This window comes from Saccharothrix ecbatanensis (assembly GCF_014205015.1).
Classification (GTDB): domain Bacteria; phylum Actinomycetota; class Actinomycetes; order Mycobacteriales; family Pseudonocardiaceae; genus Actinosynnema; species Actinosynnema ecbatanense.
Genome location: NZ_JACHMO010000001.1, coordinates 5,868,566 through 5,886,112, shown reverse-complemented (window position 1 = coordinate 5,886,112; position 17,547 = coordinate 5,868,566). Strand labels below are relative to the sequence as shown.

Annotated in this window: 20 protein-coding genes; 10 read left to right on the top strand and 10 right to left on the bottom strand. The window is 69.8% G+C overall.

Annotated elements, in window-relative coordinates; genetic code table 11:
• The first annotated feature begins 51 nt into the window (after window positions 1-51).
• Window positions 52-852 (top strand): SAM-dependent methyltransferase, encoded by an 801-nt coding sequence (locus F4560_RS24890; RefSeq protein WP_184923709.1) that lies wholly within the window; start codon window positions 52-54, stop codon window positions 850-852.
• A gap of 5 nt (window positions 853-857) precedes the next feature.
• Here the strand turns inward: F4560_RS24890 and F4560_RS24885 are convergent, their stop codons facing one another.
• A complete protein-coding gene (locus F4560_RS24885; RefSeq protein ID WP_184923706.1) occupies window positions 858-1,967 on the bottom strand; it encodes a cytochrome P450 in 1,110 nt (369 codons plus the stop codon).
• 174 nt (window positions 1,968-2,141) lie between these two features.
• Window positions 2,142-2,270, bottom strand: coding sequence for a hypothetical protein (locus F4560_RS45740; RefSeq protein ID WP_281391955.1), 129 nt, complete (start codon window positions 2,268-2,270; stop codon window positions 2,142-2,144).
• Between the two features lie 119 nt (window positions 2,271-2,389).
• Between F4560_RS45740 and F4560_RS24880 the strand changes: the two genes are divergently transcribed.
• Genes F4560_RS24880 through F4560_RS24870 form a run of 3 tightly spaced genes read left to right on the top strand, consistent with a single transcriptional unit; the run spans window position 2,390 to window position 5,647 of the window.
• Window positions 2,390-3,310 carry a SagB family peptide dehydrogenase gene (locus F4560_RS24880; protein WP_184923704.1) on the top strand — a complete coding sequence of 307 codons (921 nt, stop codon included), beginning with the start codon at window positions 2,390-2,392 and terminating at the stop codon, window positions 3,308-3,310.
• 2 nt (window positions 3,311-3,312) lie between these two features.
• On the top strand, window positions 3,313-4,350 hold the full coding sequence (locus F4560_RS24875; RefSeq protein ID WP_184923702.1) for a TOMM precursor leader peptide-binding protein: 1,038 nt from the start codon (window positions 3,313-3,315) through the stop codon (window positions 4,348-4,350).
• Window positions 4,340-5,647 carry a YcaO-like family protein gene (locus F4560_RS24870; protein WP_184923700.1) on the top strand — a complete coding sequence of 436 codons (1,308 nt, stop codon included), beginning with the start codon at window positions 4,340-4,342 and terminating at the stop codon, window positions 5,645-5,647. Before F4560_RS24875 ends, F4560_RS24870 begins: the two co-directional genes overlap by 11 nt.
• Before the next feature lie 29 nt (window positions 5,648-5,676).
• On the opposite strand, the gene F4560_RS45735 is transcribed toward F4560_RS24870, so the two are convergent.
• The gene (locus F4560_RS45735) at window positions 5,677-7,608 is read right to left on the bottom strand and encodes a patatin-like phospholipase domain-containing protein (RefSeq protein WP_281391954.1); all 1,932 of its coding nucleotides are present in this window, start codon (window positions 7,606-7,608) and stop codon (window positions 5,677-5,679) included.
• 199 nt (window positions 7,609-7,807) lie between these two features.
• On the opposite strand from F4560_RS45735, the gene F4560_RS24860 reads away from it, so the two are divergent.
• Window positions 7,808-8,644 (top strand): hypothetical protein, encoded by an 837-nt coding sequence (locus F4560_RS24860; RefSeq protein WP_184923698.1) that lies wholly within the window; start codon window positions 7,808-7,810, stop codon window positions 8,642-8,644.
• Here the strand turns inward: F4560_RS24860 and F4560_RS24855 are convergent.
• Complete coding sequence (locus tag F4560_RS24855) at window positions 8,639-8,905, bottom strand: hypothetical protein (RefSeq protein WP_184923696.1); 267 nt, start codon at window positions 8,903-8,905, stop codon at window positions 8,639-8,641. The genes F4560_RS24860 and F4560_RS24855 overlap by 6 nt on opposite strands.
• A complete protein-coding gene (locus F4560_RS24850; protein ID WP_184923694.1) occupies window positions 8,902-9,213 on the bottom strand; it encodes a hypothetical protein in 312 nt (103 codons plus the stop codon). The genes F4560_RS24855 and F4560_RS24850 overlap by 4 nt, the downstream gene beginning before the upstream one ends.
• 190 nt (window positions 9,214-9,403) lie before the next feature.
• On the opposite strand from F4560_RS24850, the gene F4560_RS24845 reads away from it, so the two are divergent.
• Both F4560_RS24845 and F4560_RS24840 read left to right on the top strand, forming a co-directional pair.
• Window positions 9,404-10,261: a DUF5753 domain-containing protein gene (locus F4560_RS24845; RefSeq protein WP_184923692.1), complete on the top strand. Its 858-nt coding sequence runs from the start codon at window positions 9,404-9,406 to the stop codon at window positions 10,259-10,261.
• Window positions 10,261-10,440, top strand: a complete 180-nt coding sequence (locus F4560_RS24840) for a DUF397 domain-containing protein (RefSeq protein WP_184929371.1) — start codon at window positions 10,261-10,263, stop codon at window positions 10,438-10,440. The genes F4560_RS24845 and F4560_RS24840 overlap by 1 nt, the downstream gene beginning before the upstream one ends.
• Window position 10,441: 1 nt before the next feature.
• Here the strand turns inward: F4560_RS24840 and F4560_RS24835 are convergent, their stop codons facing one another.
• Complete coding sequence (locus F4560_RS24835) at window positions 10,442-11,086, bottom strand: CatB-related O-acetyltransferase (protein WP_376775429.1); 645 nt, start codon at window positions 11,084-11,086, stop codon at window positions 10,442-10,444.
• A 69-nt stretch (window positions 11,087-11,155) separates the two neighbouring features.
• On the opposite strand from F4560_RS24835, the gene F4560_RS24830 reads away from it, so the two are divergent.
• The gene (locus tag F4560_RS24830; RefSeq protein WP_221483631.1) at window positions 11,156-11,737 is read left to right on the top strand and encodes a TetR/AcrR family transcriptional regulator; all 582 of its coding nucleotides are present in this window, start codon (window positions 11,156-11,158) and stop codon (window positions 11,735-11,737) included.
• 49 nt (window positions 11,738-11,786) lie between these two features.
• Here F4560_RS24830 and F4560_RS24825 read toward each other — a convergent pair whose 3' ends face one another.
• Both F4560_RS24825 and F4560_RS24820 read right to left on the bottom strand, forming a co-directional pair.
• Window positions 11,787-12,206 carry a hypothetical protein gene (locus tag F4560_RS24825; RefSeq protein WP_184923686.1) on the bottom strand — a complete coding sequence of 140 codons (420 nt, stop codon included), beginning with the start codon at window positions 12,204-12,206 and terminating at the stop codon, window positions 11,787-11,789.
• 51 nt (window positions 12,207-12,257) lie between these two features.
• Entirely contained in the window at window positions 12,258-13,178 is a 921-nt protein-coding gene (locus F4560_RS24820) for an MBL fold metallo-hydrolase (protein WP_184923684.1), read from the bottom strand.
• A 93-nt stretch (window positions 13,179-13,271) separates the two neighbouring features.
• Here F4560_RS24820 and F4560_RS24815 point away from each other — a divergent pair, with 93 nt between their 5' ends.
• Complete coding sequence (locus F4560_RS24815) at window positions 13,272-14,213, top strand: LysR family transcriptional regulator (protein WP_184923682.1); 942 nt, start codon at window positions 13,272-13,274, stop codon at window positions 14,211-14,213.
• 103 nt (window positions 14,214-14,316) lie between these two features.
• Here F4560_RS24815 and F4560_RS24810 read toward each other — a convergent pair whose 3' ends face one another.
• Window positions 14,317-15,450 carry an RNA-guided endonuclease InsQ/TnpB family protein gene (locus F4560_RS24810; protein WP_221484607.1) on the bottom strand — a complete coding sequence of 378 codons (1,134 nt, stop codon included), beginning with the start codon at window positions 15,448-15,450 and terminating at the stop codon, window positions 14,317-14,319.
• Window positions 15,451-15,569: 119 nt separating this feature from the next.
• Between F4560_RS24810 and F4560_RS24805 the strand changes: the two genes are divergently transcribed.
• A complete protein-coding gene (locus F4560_RS24805; RefSeq protein WP_184923680.1) occupies window positions 15,570-16,430 on the top strand; it encodes a serine hydrolase in 861 nt (286 codons plus the stop codon).
• A 119-nt stretch (window positions 16,431-16,549) separates the two neighbouring features.
• Here F4560_RS24805 and F4560_RS24800 read toward each other — a convergent pair whose 3' ends face one another.
• Entirely contained in the window at window positions 16,550-17,479 is a 930-nt protein-coding gene (locus tag F4560_RS24800) for an alpha/beta hydrolase (protein ID WP_184923678.1), read from the bottom strand.
• Window positions 17,480-17,547 lie beyond the last annotated feature (68 nt).

Genomic DNA, 17,547 nt, shown 5'->3' with positions numbered 1-17,547 from the left:
TCCGCCCCACCGGAACGATCACGCAGTCGACTGACGAGGAGATGTGTGCGCATGGAGCAGGCGAGCTGGGTTCCGTCATCGGTGGACCTGGACCGGCCGAGCGCGGCCCGGATGTACGACTACTTCCTGGGCGGGTCGCACAACTTCGCGGTGGACCGCGAGGCGGCGAAAGCGGTCGAGCAGATCTTCCCCGGCATGTCCGGCGCGGCCCGCGCGAACCGCTCGTTCCTCCGCCGGGCCGTGCGGTACCTGCTGTCGCAGGGCATCGACCAGTTCCTGGACCTGGGATCGGGCATCCCGACCGTGGGCAACGTGCACGAGATCGCCCAGCAGTCCAACCCGGCGGCACGGGTGGTGTACGCCGACGTCGAGCCCGTCGCGGTCGCGCACAGCACCGCGCTGCTCGCCGACAACCCCCTCGCCGTGGCCATCCAGGGCGACCTGCGCGACCCGGACTCGGTGCTGGGCAACGAAGAGGTCCGCGCGACGCTCGACTTCGACCGGCCCATCGGCCTGCTGATGGTCGCCGTGCTGCACTTCGTGCCGGACTCGGACGAGCCGCACCAGGCGATCGCCCGGTACCGCGACGCGTTGGCGCCGGGCAGTTTCGTCGCCATCTCGCACGGCAGCTGGGACGGCGTGTCGCAGGACGAGCAGCGCAGCGGTGAGAAGGTGAACGCCATCTACCAGCGCACCGACAGCCCGCTGGTGCTGCGCTCGGGTGACGAGGTCGCCGCGTTCTTCGCCGGGCTGGACGTCGTGGAACCGGGTGTCGTGCCGCTGTCTGACTGGCGGAAGGACTCGGACGACGCCTTCATCAACGCGTACGCCGGGGTGGGCCGCAAGGCGTGAACCGGTCACCAGCTCACCGGTAGCTCGACCAGCTCGCGGAACTGGAGGCCGCTGCGGCGGTGCAGCCCGTCCGGCGGCACGGCGAGGCGGAGGCCGGGGAACCTGCGCACCAGCGCGCCCAGCGCGACTTGGAGCTCCATGCGGGCCAGGTGCGCGCCGACGCAGTGGTGGCGTCCGGGGCCGAACGACAGGTGCCGGCAGTCCTCACGCGTCACGTCGAGCCGGTCGGCCGAGGGGAACACCGACGGGTCGAGGTTGGCTTCCCTGGTGCAAGGCACGACCACGTCGCCCGTGCGGATCAGCACCCCGGCCAGCTCGACGTCCTCGACGGCCCGCCGTGGACCCAGCCCGCCGGACTCCGGAGGGCTGAACCGGAGCAGCTCCTCCACCGCCCGGTCGACGAGCGCGGGGTCGTCCGTCAGCCGCCGCCACTCGGTCGGCCGGACCAGCAGCTCCAGCACGCAGTTCACCAGCTGGACGGAGGTCGACACGTGCCCGGAGATGAGGAGGAACGTGAGCAGCCGCCCCGCTTCCTCCGGTTCGAGGTCCGCCACCAGTGAGGCCGCCACCGCTCCGTCCCGCCACACGCCCGGGTCGTCGAGCAGCCGGGCCAGGTAGGTGGTCAGCCCAACGGCTGCCTCGGCGGCGCCGACCGCCTGCTCCGCGTCCAGCGCGAGCAGCGGTCGCGCCCACGCGCGCAGCCGGGTGTGGTCGACCGGCGGCAGGTCCAGCGCGGCGCAGATCCCGGCCGACGTCAGCGGCGCGGCGAACCGCTCGACCAGGTCGACCGGCGGCTCGGTGAACCCGTCGAGCAGGTCCTCGGCCGTGCGTTCCACGAAGCCGCGCAACCGTTCGGCGTGCGCGGCGGTGAACTGCCGGACGGCGGGTTTGCGCACCCTCGTGTGCCGGGGCGGGTCCATGGTGAGGATGAGGTCCGGGTCCAGCGGCACCTGGCGCGTCGCGGCGTGGTCGGGGTGGGCCGCCGCCGCGGAGCTGAACCTCGGGTCCGCGAGTACCACGCGCACTTCCCGGTAGCCGCCCACCCACCAGCCGGTTCCGCCATCCGGCAGGTCAAACCGCTCGATGCGGTCCGTCGACGTGTGCTCCTGGGACATGGCCGCCGCCTTTCCCGATCCCCTTCGGGCACCGGTTCACCGTAATGGGAAATTGCAGGACACGTATGGCGAGAATTCTGCTTTTTCATTCAACAGTGTGGGTTGGGTGAGGATATCTTGCTACCCGGTAAATGGCATCGTACGTTGGTGTCGCTGTTCAAAGGAGCAGTGAAGTCATTCCCGGAGAAAGGCCGGAGCGATGTCGATCAAGGTGAGGTCAACGACCGAGAACCTGAGCACGAAGCACACGACGACCGTGCCGAAACCGTTGACGAAGATGGGGTACAGCTCGTCCTCGTCCACCTCTTGTGACGTGCGCAGGAGCAGGTAACCGCCGGTTGCGCTGCCTGGGACCGCCCGCTGCGCCCAGGCAGCGCGCCTCCTGCGGAGTGATCACCTCGTACCACCGAACGGAGCCGTCCGTGGCCGAACCGACCCGTCCCGACGACGTCCTGCTCACCCTTGCCACGCGCACGAACTCTTATCGCGCGGTGACGCCCGCGTTCACCTCCACGGCGTTCCGCTCGCCGATCGACCGGTACGGCCACCTCGATTTCTGCGGGCCGCCGCAGGTCGCCGAGGAATTCCTGATCTCGACCCGCCTTGACCGGCACGACCGCGAGGTGCCGCACGCGGTCGGCGAATATCTGGACGAGCGGTTCGTCCCGGTGGTCGCGCTGGTCGACACCGAGGACGTGCCGGTCCCGGACCGGGTCGAGCTGCCCCCGTCGGTCGAGTTGCGCGCGCCGCTCGGCCGGGTGATCGGGGACCGGCGCAGCGCGCGGGCGTTCGGCGGAGGCGCGGTCCCGTTCGGGGAACTGGCCACGCTGGTGCGTGCCGCGGCCGGGGTGACGAGGGAGCCGGACGGCGAGCGGATGCCCGGCCGGGCGGCGCCCAGCGGCGGCGGCCTCTACCCGGTGGAGCTCTGGGTGCTGGCGCTGGACGTGACCGATCTGGCGCGCGGGGTCTACCGCTACGCGCCCCGACTCGACGTGTTCGAGCGGTGCCATGACGAACGGGTGGTCGAGGACTTCCTGACCGAGGGCCTGATCGACGTCGGCGACGAGGACCCGTCGCGCGGCGCGGCGGCGATCGTCGCGCTGGTGGCCCGCCCGTGGCGCTCGATGCGCAAGTACGGGCCGAGAGGGCTGCGGCTGGTGCTGCACGAGGTGGGGGCGATGTCCGAGCACCTGCACCTGGCCGGCACCGCCCTCGGTCTGGCGAGCACCGACTGGTCCAGCTTCTACGACGGTCCGGCCAACCGGTGCCTGGGACTCGACGGCCTGCGTCACGTCCTGCTGCACACGGTGTTGGTCGGCCGACCACACACGCGAGCGGAGTGACGATGGACAACCGGGTCGCACCCCGGATCAAGCGGTCGTTCACGGTCGTGGCGCACAGCCCCGACGAGGTCGAACTCCGCGCGGGGGTCTGGCACACCACGTCCCACACGGTCAGCGACAGCGGCGGCACCGGCCGGCTGCTCGACCTGATCACCCGACTGGACGGCACGAACACCACGGCGGACCTCGTGGCGGACGGCCTCGTCACCGACGGGGAACTCGCCGACCTGCTCGGCCACCTGCGCGAGCTGGGGGCCGTCGAGGACAGCCCGCAGTCCGCGCTGGACCACTACCTGGACGAGCACGCCCGGCTGCTGCGCGGTCCCGACCCGGTGGCGCCACCGGTCGTGCGGCTGCTCGGCGACCCGGACCTGGTCGGCCCGCTGGCGCAGCAGCTCACGGCGGGCGACCCGAAGCTCGCCGTCCTCGACGCCACCGACGAGACCGCGCAGCGCGTGCTGGACGACCCGGACACGGCGTGGACCGAGAACCCGTTGCAGCTGGCCGAGAGGCTGGCCCCGCTGGCGCACTGGCGGGACTCGCTGCTGGTGTGGGCCGGGTCGCGGATCGACCCGGTGCGCTGCGCGGTGCTCAACCGGATGAGCCTGCACCTGGGCACGCCGTGGATCCACGGCGCGGTCGACGGGCCTTTCCTGCACGTCGGCCCGACGTTCCTGCCGGGGCGGACGGCGTGCTACGCCTGCTTCGAGAAGCGCGTGCTGATGAACCTGACCGGCGCGGACGCGTACCTGCGTTACAAGCGCGCGCTGGCGACGGCCGCGGTCTCCGGCGGTCGGATGCCGTTGCTGCCGGCGCTGACCGGTCTGCTCACGTCGTACCTGGCGCTGGAAGTGGTCAACTACGCGCACACCGGTGCGGCGTTCACGGCGGGCAAGGTGCTCGCCCTGTACCTGCCGACGTGGGAGACCACCGTCAACGAGGTGCTGCCGGTGCCGGGCTGCCCGGAGTGCGGCACGGTGAGCCGGCGCGACGATTCCGCGCTGTACTTCGACGTCCGGGCGTGGCTCGATGGCCGCTGAGATGCTCGTGGTCCGCCGCACGGCCGGTCGGCGCGCCGCGATCGACGCGCTGGCCCGGCGGATCGTCGGCCCCATCACCGGCCTGATGCCCAACCTCGGTTTCCACACCAGGCCGCGGCACGGCACCCGGGTGGTGATCACGACCGGCGACCTGACCGGCGTGCACCACCTGACCGGCGGAAGCCCGGCCAAACCCGGCAGCCACCACATCGGCGCGGCCGCCGTGACCATGGACGACGCGCTGATCCGCACCCTGGCCGAGTCGATCGAGCGGTACGGCCACTACGCGTTCCCCGCGCACCACCGGTTCGCCTTCGCCGCGCGGGCGGACCTCGACGGGCCGTCACTCGCACCGGTGGAGTTGTTCGACGACGAGCAATTCGCGGACCCGGACTTCCTGTTCGACCCCTACGACCCCGACGCGCCGCTGGGCTGGTGGCGGATGGCCGCGCTGACCGGCGGACCGGACCTGTGCGTGCCCGCGCAGTCGACGCTGGTCGGCTACCCGCCACGCCTGGCCGAGGACGAACCGTGGCTGCACGCGGCCGTGACCACGGGCAGCGCCACGCACACCGACCCGGCCAGGGCGCTGCTGAGCGCGATCCAGGAGCTGGTGCAGCTCGACGCGACGATGGGCCACTGGCACACCGCCACCCGCAGCGCGCGCATCACGTTCGACCAGCGGACGGAGGCGTTGGCGGGCCTCATCGCCCGGTACTGGGACCGCCGCGCGCCGTACCCGGAGTTCCACCTGCTGCCGAGCCCCGACCTGCCGGGGTTCACCGTCGCGTGCCTGATCCGGCCGGCCGGCGACGTGGGACCGGCCGTCAGCGTCGGGCTGGGCGCCGACACCAGCCTGACCTCCGCGATGCACAAGGCGTTGCTGGAGGGCACGACGCTCACGACCATCCCGGAGGAGGAGCCGTCGCCGGGTGACGAGCTGTTCCTCGACTTGGAGGCCAACGTCAGCCACTACGCGAGGCCGGAGAACGCGCACGTGGTGGAGGACCGTTTCGCCCGGTGCGACGCGGTGCGGGCGTCCGACCTGCCACCGGACCGGGGTGACGACGTGCGCACGACCGTGCGGCGTTACGTGACCGCGTTCAGGGCCACCGGGAAGCGACTCCTGTACGGCGACCTCACCACGCCCGACGTCCGCCGGCTCGGCTTCCACGTGCTGCGCGTGTGGTCACCCGACACCCTGCCCCTGTGCCTGCCCGGCGCACCGACCGGACGGCACCCGCGTTACCGGGACTACGGCGGCTACTCGAACACCCGTCCACACCCGTATCCGTGAGGTGCTCACCGTGGTGCGACCGAGTGGTGTCACTCCGGTGGGGTCAGGCGCAGGTCCGGGTCCACGGGCGGCTCGCCGTCGAACGGGTCGCGGGGCACGGCGCCCAGCGCGTCCAACGTCAGCCCGATCTCCCGTGCGTTCGGGTCGGTGGTCGGGGTCGTGGTGAACCAGTCGTACAGGTCCTCCGGGATCCGGTAGCGGTCGGTCAGGTCGCGGTAGAGGTCGGCGCGTTCTCCGGACTGCTCGGCGAGTTCCCGGTACTCCCGCATGGCCAGCCGCATCCGGATCCAGCGGTAGCGGTCGGTCTTGGTGGCGTCGTCCTCGGTGAACCGGGTTCGCAGCAGCCGTCCGGCCTTCGCACCCCGTTCGGCCAGCGCGAGGATCGTTTCGGGGCGCATGAACAGGTTCGTGCCGCCCTCCAGCGCGCCGACGCGGACGTGCGCGATCCGGCCCCGGTAGCCGGGCAGAGCGGACTGCGTGGTGTCGCGCCAGTCCAGCATGGTGTTGAGGATCGCCGTGGCGAAATGCCGGACCAGCCCTATACCGCGCCACGGCGTGCCGCTGGTGGACGCGTCCTGCTCGGGCAGCCACACGTCCCCGTTGTCGCCCGGCGGGTACGACTGGAGGCTCAAGCCGAACGTCGGCCAGCGGGGGAGCAGGTGGTCGAAGAAGTGGATCGGGAAGTTGCTGGTGATGCCGCCGTCGGAGAACCAGTGCACGCGCGGCTCCGGTTCGGCGCGCACCAGCGGGACCGCCGCGATCAGGCCGGGCAGCGGCATGCTCATCCGCACGGCCAGCGCGACCGGGAGGTTCTCCGGCAGCACCTTGACGGTTTCGGCGGGGTGCAGCGGGCAGCGGTGCTCGGTGGCCTCGTCGCCCAGCTTGGCGACGATCCGTTGGGGCAGAACGGTGTTCAGGCAGGTCGGGCAGAACAGCCACGCGGCGGGCGGTTCGGTGAACGGCAGTCGGTAGGGGCGGCCCTCGGACAGGTCCGTGGTCATCAGCACGAGGTTCGTGGTCAGGTCGGCGAACGTGAGGTCCGCCGTGCCGGACAGGTCGTCCAGCCGGTCCGCGATCCAGTCGCTCAACGGGGGCACACCGGTCGCCGCGGGGATGCCGCAGCGGCGGTCCCAGAAGTTCGGCTCGAACGTTCCGGTGCCGGGGATCAGTCCGAAGTGGATGGTCGTGGCCATCCGGTCGAGGAACCGCTTGGCGCTCAAGCCGTACGTGACCGCGACGGCGCTGACGAACGCGAACCCGAGCACCAGCCACCACACCGCTGCGGTGGCCGCGCTCGCCAGGCTCTGCGCCGTCCACCGGGCGCCCAGGGCTACCGGGATCAGTGGGAGGACGAGGAGCAGTGCCGTGCCGATGCGCCGCAGCCAGGCGTCACGGCCGTTCGGGAGGATTCGCAGCACGATCCACGGCACGCTGACAAGGACCACGACCGTGAGGCCGATCAGCACCCACGTCGGTGTGGCACCCCACTCGATCGCGTGGAACCAGAGGGTTGGCCCGACCAGCCACAACGCCAGCGCCAGGCCGAGGAAGACGCGTGCCCGCCGGCCGATCGCGCTGATCAGGGCGAGGAGCATGCACGTCAACGCACTCCGTCCGGTCGAGTCGCGGCGCTGCATCGAGGCCGCCACGATCCGGTACAGCTTCCGGGTGTGCTCGCTGGGCTGGAAGAGTTGCGCCATCCGCCAACCCGGCGCGGCGAACCAGTCGATGATCTCCTTGAGCTTCCGGAACCCGTCCCGTTCCCGCCCCTTCTCGGCGGCGGCCGTGAACGCGGCTCCGATGGCCCCGGCCGAAGCCCCGCCCAACGACCGGAAGCGGTAGTGCTCAGCCAACTCCACAACAGCCCACGGGTACACGACGCCACTGGTCGCCCCGCCCCGCATCGTCAGGTCGCAGTACCGGTTGAAGTCCTCGGCCATGGCGAACCTCCTGGTCTCCATGATCTCGCCGTGAGCGGCACATGGCTCTAGACCAATCGGTTTGTTCACCTACTCGCCCAGTCAGGTGGGCCTTCTCCGTCCACTTAGGTTGCGTCCGTTCGGGTGAAAGTTGGAGGACGCCCATAACGCTGAGTGCTTGCCATCCGAAGGAGGGACAAGCGGACTTTGCGTGTCGAGACGACGAATGCGGGGAAATATCATGGAACGACCCCCTTCCGACTTCTCTGCTTTCGATCCACGCGCGCACGGTCCGGCCGATCAGTCGGTTCCGCAGCAGCCCCAGGGTGCCTGGAGTGCTCCGTCGCCTGCTCCGTCGGCGCCGAGGAAAGGGAAGAAATGGCCTTTCGTGGTCGGCGCGATAGTGGTGTTGGTGGTGGTCGGTGCGGCGCTCGGTTCGACTGGCGGCCAGCTCGATGCGGGTGGGCCTGCTTCATCTGACGCAGCGATCACATCGGCCTCCACGGCTGCCAAAGTGACCACGACGTCTGTGAGAGTCACCACTACCACCACGATCCCGCCGCCCCCGCCGCCGTCGGTATACAGCGGGGCCGGAGATGACGTAATCACGTTGGATCGACCCGTCGGACTCAAGATCGTGAAGTTCGAGTGCCCGGCGTGTTCAGGTAACACGGTGCTGAAAAGCGACGGTTTCGAGTCGTTGTTGGTGAATGAGATCGGTGCCTATAGCGGCACTCGCTGGATGGACATCCGGGACGGCAGTCGCACCACGACCTTGACGGTCAACGCGACGGGCTCCTGGACGGTGACGGTCGGTGGAATCGATTTGGCGGTCATGGCGGAAGGTCCGATGTCCGGGACTGGGGACTCAGTGCTTCTCATGATGGGATCGGCCAAGAAGGTGAAGATCACCAACGTGGGGGAGAGTAACTTCGCCGTTCACGCTGTCTCGCTGAAAGCCGGCCGGGTCGAACTCCTGGTGAACCATATCGGTGGCTACGAGGGCACAGTTCCGCTCTCCGGACCCGCGATGATCCAGGTCGCGTCGAGTGGAAACTGGACGATCACACCCTCATGACGTCCGCCTGGCCCGTCCGCTTCCGCCTGACGTCGTGAGTGCGCTCAGCTTCCCCGCGGTCGCAGCCGCTTCCAGGTCTTCTCGCAGCATGGCCAGTTCGTGCGCCGAGAACAGCAGCGACTCGCCCGAGGACGTCATGAGCCCCACCCGCCCGTCGTCCGCCGAGATCGTCAGCACGGCGCGATGTCCGTCGCCGTCGGTGTAGGAGGTCCACCAGGTGCGGGGCGGCACCGGGATCGCGGTGTTCATCCCGGTGTTCATGGCATCTCCAGTTGCAGGTAGGCGGTGGTGAGGTGGCGACGCAGGTCGAGCAACGCGGGGCCCGGGAACACCAGGCGCAACTGCTGATCTGGTGCGGCCTCCAGCGCCAACTCCATGCCGGTGTCGTTCGAGCGCGCGTGGACGGGTAGCTCGGCGGACCTGTCGTGCGGCAGGACGGTCAGCCACTGACGTTTGCCGTCGGGCTGTGTCACCTCGACCTGTGCCGGCTCGCGGGAGTCCAGCGAGCACAACAACTTCGCTGCTTGGGCTGCGGCGATGGCCACGCTGAACCGGCCTGTCGACGCCAAGTGGAACAGCAGGCAGCGACGATCGGCGCTCAGTTCGATCTGACTGTGGCAGGCACCTTGGTGGGGGACGTACCCCACGACTCGCCTGCGAAATCGAGTCACTTGGGTACTGTACCGCTGACATGGTGTCCCAGGGTCAGTACCGATCCGGTGAACCTGGGTGACTACGGAACGTGGCTAAGGTGATCGCATGGCTACCGGCCGCACCCGGCGCAAGGCGAAGCTGGGTCAGTACATGCAAGCCCTTCGGCTCCGCAGGGATCCGCTGATGATCCCTGAGCGTGCAGCCGAACTGGCGCTGTGCCGCCGCGAGACGGTGACCAGGCTCGAGAACGGCACCAAACTGCCGTCACTCGTGCTCTTGGGCTCCCTGCTCAGTGTGTACGGAGCGTCAGTAGAAGAGCGGGCCGAGGCCCTGCGCTTGAGGAAGTACGCGGCACAGGAGCCCGCAGTCCTGGAGCACGCCGGCGATCTTCCTCCGAAGTACCTGGCGTTCCGCAAGGACGAATCCGATGCGGTCACCGAGCGGACCATCGATCACGTCACCGTTCCCGGCATGTTGCAAACCGCCGGCTATGCCGCCGTCATCGCCGAGGCCGCGCGATGGTTCAACCTCGGCATCGGTTGGGAGCAGCGAGCAGCAGCGGAACGGCAGAGTCGCCAGCGGTTGCTGTCCGGCCCGCTGCGGCTCCACTCGTTGATCGGTGAGGCGGTACTCCACAACCACGTCGGTGGAACGCCGGTCATGGTGGAGCAGTTGCGCCATCTCCTCACCGCAGGGGCGCAAGACAACGTGACGATCCAGGTGGTTCCGTTCAGCGCGGGAGCGTGGGGCACGATGACGGGCTCCGCGATCATCCTCGGCTACGACGACCCGGATGATCAGGGAGTCGTCTACCTGGACTACGCCGCCGGAGGCGAGTCAGTGGACAACAAAGAGAGCGTCGCGGCTTTCACCGCGCTGTTCGAAGACGCACTCCGGTCGGCGTTGACACCGGCCGCTTCGGCGAAGTTGATCAAAGCCGGGTTGCGTAAGCTTGAGGCGTGATGAGCGACCAGGCGACTTGGCGCAAGAGTGCCCGCAGTTCCAGTGCGAACGCTTGCGTGGAACTTGCTGTGGGCGCGGCCCGTACGTCGGTGAGGGACTCGAAGGCCGTTGACGCGGGCAGGCTGGACTTCGACCGTGCCGCCTGGGTCAGGTTTGTCGGGCTGGTCGGGCGGGGCTGAGTCACAGCTGTGACTGGGCGATCCGTTCGATGTCGGCGGGGGTGCCGGACATGATCGTGCGGACGTGTTCGGTGAGCAGTTCAACTGGCCAGTCCCACCACTTGGCGCGCATCAGGCGGGCGACGTCCTCGTCCGCGTAACGCTGCTTCACCGGCTTGCCAGGGTTGCCGCCGACCACCGTGTAAGGCGCCACGTCGGACGTCACCACGGCGCCGGTCGCGATGATCGCGCCGTCCCCGATCGTCACACCGGGCATCACGAGCGTGTTGTAGCCGAACCACACATCGTTGCCGACGACCGTGTCACCGCGCGTCTCCATGCCGGTCATCAGGTCCATCGTCTTCTCGGCCCACGTGCCGCCGAAGATCGTGAACGGGAACGTCGACACGCCGATGTTGAGGTGGTTCGCGCCGGCCATGATGAACCTGGTGCCGGTCGCCAGCGCGCAGAACTTGCCGATGACCAGCTTCTCCGCGCCGTACCCGTAGAGCACGTTGCGGGTCTCGAACTCCAGCGCGTGCTCCGGGTCGTCGTAGTACGTGTACTCCCCGACCTCGATCGTCGGCGACGTCACCAACGGCTTGAGCTGGACGACGCGGTCGGCGTGCGGCAGTGGGTGGAGGACGGTCGGGTCGGGGATCAACAGGGCTCCTAACGCGATTGGTGTTGCGTTAGGATGGCACGATCGCCCCTGCTAATGCAACTGGAGTTGCTTTTGACCTCGAGGCCTGGCGGCCGTTCGGCCCGTGTCCGCGAAGCCGTGCTCGACGCCGTGTACGCCGAACTGATCCACCGCGGCTACCTGGGCATGACGGTCGAGAACGTCGCCGACCGCGCGGGCGTCCACAAAACCACCGTGTACCGCCGTTGGGGCACCGTCGACGTGCTCATCGCCGACGCCCTCGACCACACCAGGGAGACCGACTGGCCGGTGCCCGACACCGGCACGATCGAAGGCGACCTGACCGCCATCGCCACCGAGATCGCCGACACCTTCACCGACCCCGAACGCCGCCAGGTCCCGGCAGCGATCGTCGCCGCCGCCCTCCAATCGACCCGCGCACTGCAAGCGAAACAGGCCTTCTACACCGCCCGCCACACCGAAGCCGCCAAGGTCGTCACGAGGGCGGTGGAACGCGGTGAACTCCCACCGCAAACCGATCCGCTGGAACTCGTCCGCCTCACCTGCGCCCCGCTCTACTACCGGATCTTCGTCTCCGGTGAACCCGTCGACCGAACCACCGCCGAACGCGCCGTCCAATCCGCCCTGGCCGCCGCCCGCACCGGCCTCCTCTGAACCCGACGAACCCAACGAACCCGACGAACCCGACCTGTCGGGGCCGGGCTCAGGACAGCCGGAGGTCCCCCTCCCAGCCCTGGCACCGGACACGGCCCGAGGAGAACACGACGTCGAGCGCCACCCGCCCGGCCCACGGGTGGTGCTCCTCCCGAACGGACAGGACCTCCTCCCCGATGTGGCGGGCGAACGGCGTCTCGTCGGTCACCGGTCCCACCTCGACGTGTCCCAACTCCTGCATGTCGTAGTCCGCATGAGGGTGCGACGCCTCCACGATCAAGCACCAGTCCGAACCGGTTGTGATGTGCGTGCAGCCTTCCGCGCTGTCGACCAGCCACACGTCCAGCGGGCCGATCCGAGCCCCCGAGACCGGCAGGTACCAGGCCGCCACCACGCGCTCAAGCCGTCGACCGACCAGGTGCCGGGGATCTGTCCCGGCACCGTGAAGAGCGCACTCGGGCGGTCGCACGGGGAAACCGTAGCCGGGCGCCCAGCGCCGGCTCGGATGATTTTCGCCCCACTACAGCTCGTACCAGCGCAGGATCTCCGGATCCAGGACCCGGGCCGCGAGGCCGATCCGACGCGCCGTCTCGGTCAGCTCGGCCGCCGCGCCGGGATTGCCCCGCAACGGCAAGGCGGGGTCGTCCAGCTGCGTCACCATGTCGTCGTGGTGGCTGGGCACGAGCAGCTTGGCCCGGGTCGCCCGCAACGCCCGCGCGGTGTAGTCGTAAACGTTTGCGTGGCCGCTCATGCCGAGCACCAGGACGTCCGGCCGCAGCCCCGCGATCTCGCGCTCGACGTAGTTCGCCGTACCCGACATGAACAGCACCGAGAAGTCCCGCACGGTCACCATGTACGCCAGCGAGCCGCCCTCCACCAGGTCGCTGATCGTGGCCGGCGGTGGCGGTGGCGCGGTCAGGGTGCCGGGGGCGAAGTACCCGTAAGCGCCGAACTGGCTGTGCAGGCTCCGGAACACCTGCACGGTGAAGCCGTGGAAGTCCAGGTGCTCACCACTGGACGCCACGATCACGTTGTCCGGCGGCACGCCCTGCGCCGTCAGCAGGTGCCGGTGGGTCTCGGCGCCGATCACGCGCGAACCGTGCTTCTCGACCACGTACGGGATCTCCAGCAGGTGGTCGTAGTGCCCGTGCGTCGCCAGCACCAGCTCCGGCCGCGCGCCCAGGTGCTGGTCCACCAACTCCTTCCGCACCGACAACGGGTAGTCGGCGATGAACTTCCCCTCCTTGTCGAACACCGGCAGCCGGCTCAGGTACGGGTCGATCAGCACCCGCCGCCCGTCGAACAGCAACTCCCACCCCGCGACCCCCAGCCAGCGCAGGCTCACCCCACTGCGACCCGACGCGAACGCCGGCGCCCCCGGCAGCCCCGCACCCGCCACCGCGACGGCCGCCGAACCGATCAACACCTGTCGTCTGCTCACGCACATGCCACCAACAAGACCAGCGGCCCACCACACGTGTCCAAGTCCGATATCACCCTGGCAGCGATATCCGAACCACTATCATCGCTGCTCGTGGACCTGCTGCGGCACCTGCGGTACTTCTTGGCGGTGGCCGAGGAGCTGCACTTCGGGCGTGCCGCGGCCCGGTTGCACATGTCCCAGCCGCCGCTGTCGCAGAGCATCCAACGCCTGGAACGGGAGCTCGGCGTCCGGCTGTTCGACCGCGACGCCCGGCACGTCGCGCTCACCGACGCCGGCCGCCGGATCCTCACCGAAGCCCGCGGCATGCTGGCGGGTGAGGACCGGCTGCGGGCGTTGGCCGGCCGTTTCCGCGACGGCGAAGCCGGCTCGCTGCGCGCGGGCGTGCCGCCGGACCTGGGTGGACGGGCGGTGGCCGCGCTGCTGCCCGCGTTCCGCCGCCGCAGCCCCGTGGAGCTGAAGTTGAAGGAGATCGGCACCGCCGAGCAACTGCGCGCCCTCGCCGACCGGAGCCTGGACGTCGGCGTGCTGCGGTTCCCGTTCGACGTGTCGTGGCTGAGCCTGGGACCGGTCCTGACCAGCCCGCTCGGCGTCCTGCTGCCCCGCGACCACCCACTCACGGCCGCCGCGGACGTCCGGCTGGCCGACCTGAACGGCCTGGCACTGGTCCTGTTCCCGCGCGTCACCGCTCCCGCGCTGCACGACGAAGTGCTGACGACCTGCGCCCGTCACGGCTACACGCCCGCCGAGGTGCACCAGGCCGGCAACCCGGAGTTCGCGTTGGGCCTGGTGCTGGCGGGCGGCGCGGTGGCGTTGCACGACGGTGTCGCACCGCCGGTGGACGCGGCGTGGCGGCCGTTGCGCGGCAACCCGCTGCTGTGGCGGACATCGGCGGCATGGCCGCGCGGAGGCCACACACCCGCGGTGGCCGCGTTCGCCGACGCCGTCACGGAAGTCCTTACCGCACAAGGGATGCGGCACGCCGAGGGAACGTTGCCGCGCTACCCGCGCCCGGCCGCGGAGTACCTGTCTTGACAACCTCCCCTCCCTGAAGGGAGGGGATTCCCCGCCGGGTTCGCGCCCGGCAGTTCCTGTTTCTTCTTCCCCGGAAGGGAGGTTTCGCCGGATGCCTCGCCGACTAGTGTCGGGTCGGTCTTACTCCGGCTCCACAGGCTGTGACCGCCTGCCCGGCGGCCAGGATGTTGCGCGCGGCGTTCACGTCGCGATCGTGCCGTGCCCCGCAGCCGGGGCAGGTCCACTCGCGCACCCGCAGCGGCAGCGTGTCGAGCAGGTGCCCGCAGTGCGAGCAGGTCTTGCTGGAGGGCAGCCACCGGTCGACCACGACCAGGTCACGGCCGTACCAGTCGCACTTGTACTCCAGCATCGACCGCAGATCCGACCAGCCCGCGTCGGAGATCGCGCGGGCCAACGACCGGTTCTTGACCATGTTGCGGACTGCCAGGTCCTCGATCACGACCAGTTGGTTCTCCCGGACGAGTCGACTGGTCAGCTTGTGCAACAGGTCCCGGCGGCGGTCGGCGATGCGGGCGTGGACACGCGCGACACGCAGCCGGGCCTTCGCCCGGTTCGCGGAGCCCTTCTCCTTGCGGGCCAGCGCCCGCTGGGCGCCGGCCAGCCGTTCCCGGTCCCGTCGTTCGTGCCTCGGGTTGGTGATCTTCTCCCCGGTGGAGAGGGTGAGCAGGGAGGTGATCCCGGCGTCGACGCCCACCACGCGGTCGACGGGTGGGGCGTGGGCGACGGTGGTCTCGACCAGGATCGACACGTGCCACCGGCCGGCCGGGTCACGCGACACGGTCACCGTGGACGGCTCGGCGCCCTCGGGCAGCGGCCTCGACCACACGACGTCCAACGGCTCGGCCATCTTCGCCAACGTCAACCGGCCGTCACGCCAACGGAACGCCGACCGGGTGTACTCCGCGGAAGCCCTGCCCCGCTTGCGGGACTTGAACCGCGGATAGCGGGACCGTTTCTCCCAGAACGCGGTGAACGCCGACTGCAAGTGCCGCAGCGACTGCTGCAACGGCACCGACGACACCTCGTTGAGAAACCCCAGGCCGTCGGTCTTCTTCCACTCCGTGAGCAGGGCCGAGGTCTGCATGTAATTCACCCGACGGTGCTCGCCGTACCACGCCGCAGTGCGGGTCTCCAACGCCCGGTTGTAGACCACCCGCACACACCCGAACGTGCGCGACAACTCCACTTCCTGCGCCGCAGACGGAAAGAAGCGGTACCGGAACGCCCGCTTCACCATCGACACCGACGACACCCCTCGGACATTAACGCACCGGCGAATAGACCTTGCCGATGCGGTCGAAAGCACCGGTTTCAGCCCCGGCGTGAACGCCGGGGTATCCACCGACAGGAGCCCAGATGACCGCCGCACGAGCCGCCGCACGGGCCGCCGCCAAGGTGCGCGCCGCGTTCGCCGACGCCGGGGTCACCGGACGCCTGCACGCCGTCGACCTCGACCACCCCGAACGCGAGGTGTCGGTCGGCGCGGACGATCCCGTGGTGCTGGCGAGCGTGTTCAAGATCCCGCTGGTCGTCACCCTGCACCACAGCGGCCTCGACCTGACCCGCCGGATCACCCTCGACCACGACCGCAGCACCGGCCCGACCGGTGTCGGCGGCATGCTCGACCCGGTCACGATGTCGTTGCGCGACCTGGCCTACCTCGCCCTCACCGTGTCCGACAACGCCGCCGCGGACGCCCTGGTCGACCTGATCGGCCTGGACGAGGTCAACCGCACGCTCCGCGAGTTGCACCTGGACAAGACCGTCGTGGTGCACCGGGCCAGGGACTTCGCCCGCACCATGGCCGAGGACGCCGCACCCGGCGAGTTGCCTCGCGCGTTGGCGGATCCCGTTGTGCTGTCACGACTTCGCGCCCTGGACCCGACCCAGACGAACCGCGGCACACCGCGCGACCTGACCACGTTGCTGCGGCACGTGTGGCTGCACGACGAGTGCGCGCCGATCCGGCGGATCATGGCGTTGCAGGTGTGGCCGCACCGGCTGGCGTCCGGTTTCCCGTTCGACGACGTGCGGGTGGCGGGCAAGACCGGCACGCTGCCGACGGTGCGCAACGAGATCGGCGTGGTCGAGTACCCGGACGGCGGGCGTTACGCGGTGGCCGTGTTCACCCGCAGCGCGAGCACCGCGTTCACCCTGCCGGCGGCGGACGCGGTCATCGGGACGGCGGCGCGGCTGGCGGTCGAGCACCTCCGCTGAGCACACGGAATTGTCGGACCCTGCCGGTAAAATCAAACCAGGGGTCCCTCGGGAGGGGACCTCTGCGAAGCGTGACGCACCACCCCGCGAAGCGTCCCGTCCGACGAGTCACGGGCGGGTCAGAGCTGGTCCAGGAACTCGTCCACCTCGGCCAACGCCCGCCGCCGCACCGGTTCCGCGGACAGGAACAGGTCGTGCATCCCGCCGTCGATCGACACCATCGTCACCTGGTTCCCGATCCCCGGCCCCCACCGCACCATGTGCTCCACGTCCAGCACCGTGTCCGCCGTCATCGTCTCCGGCGTCCACCGCTTCGCGTGCAGCAGGCTGCGCTCGGACCGCAGCAGCAGCACCGGCACCCGGACGTCCAACCCGCGATGGACCTGCGCGTGCGCGCGGCGGATCGCGCGCAGCCACCCGGCGTGGATGGGGAACGCCTCGATCGGCTTCCACGACGTGTCGAAGTCCCACTCGCCGTGGTGGTCGCGGTGGATGCTCTCGCCGTACACCGGGCCCATCCCCGGCTTCAGCACGAGCCGCGGCGCGAACCGGCCGACACCGCGGACCAACGCCGTCCCCACGGTCCGCAGCAGCCAAGGCTCGGCCAGGTCCAGCCACGGGCTGTTGAGCACCAACGCGTCCAGCACGTCGTCCGACCGCCGCTCGTGCGCCCACAGGCTCGTGATCAGCCCGCCGGTCGAGTGCCCCATCACCACGAGGTGACGGTGGCCGTCCTCCTCGCGGATCACCCGCACCGCCGCGTCGATCTCCTCGAAGTGCTCGGCCACGTCGGTCACGTAGTTCGCCACCTGGCCGGGCCGCAACGACCTCCCGTACGCCCGCAGGTCGATGGCGTAGAAGTCGAAACCGCGCGCGGTGAAGTGCTCGGCCACGTGGCGCTGGAAGAAGTAGTCCGCGAAACCGTGCACGTACAGCACCGCGCCCCGGACCGCGGGCTGCGCGCACCGGCGGACCAGCGTGGCGGTCGTGTCGCCGCCCAGGGGCAGCGTGCGGGTTTCGTAGTCGGCGCCGAGCACGTCTGCGTTCACCGGGCCAGTGTGCACGCCGATTCGCCCGTTCGGGAGGAGGCCGGTGGCGGGTCGTGGCACTGTGGAGT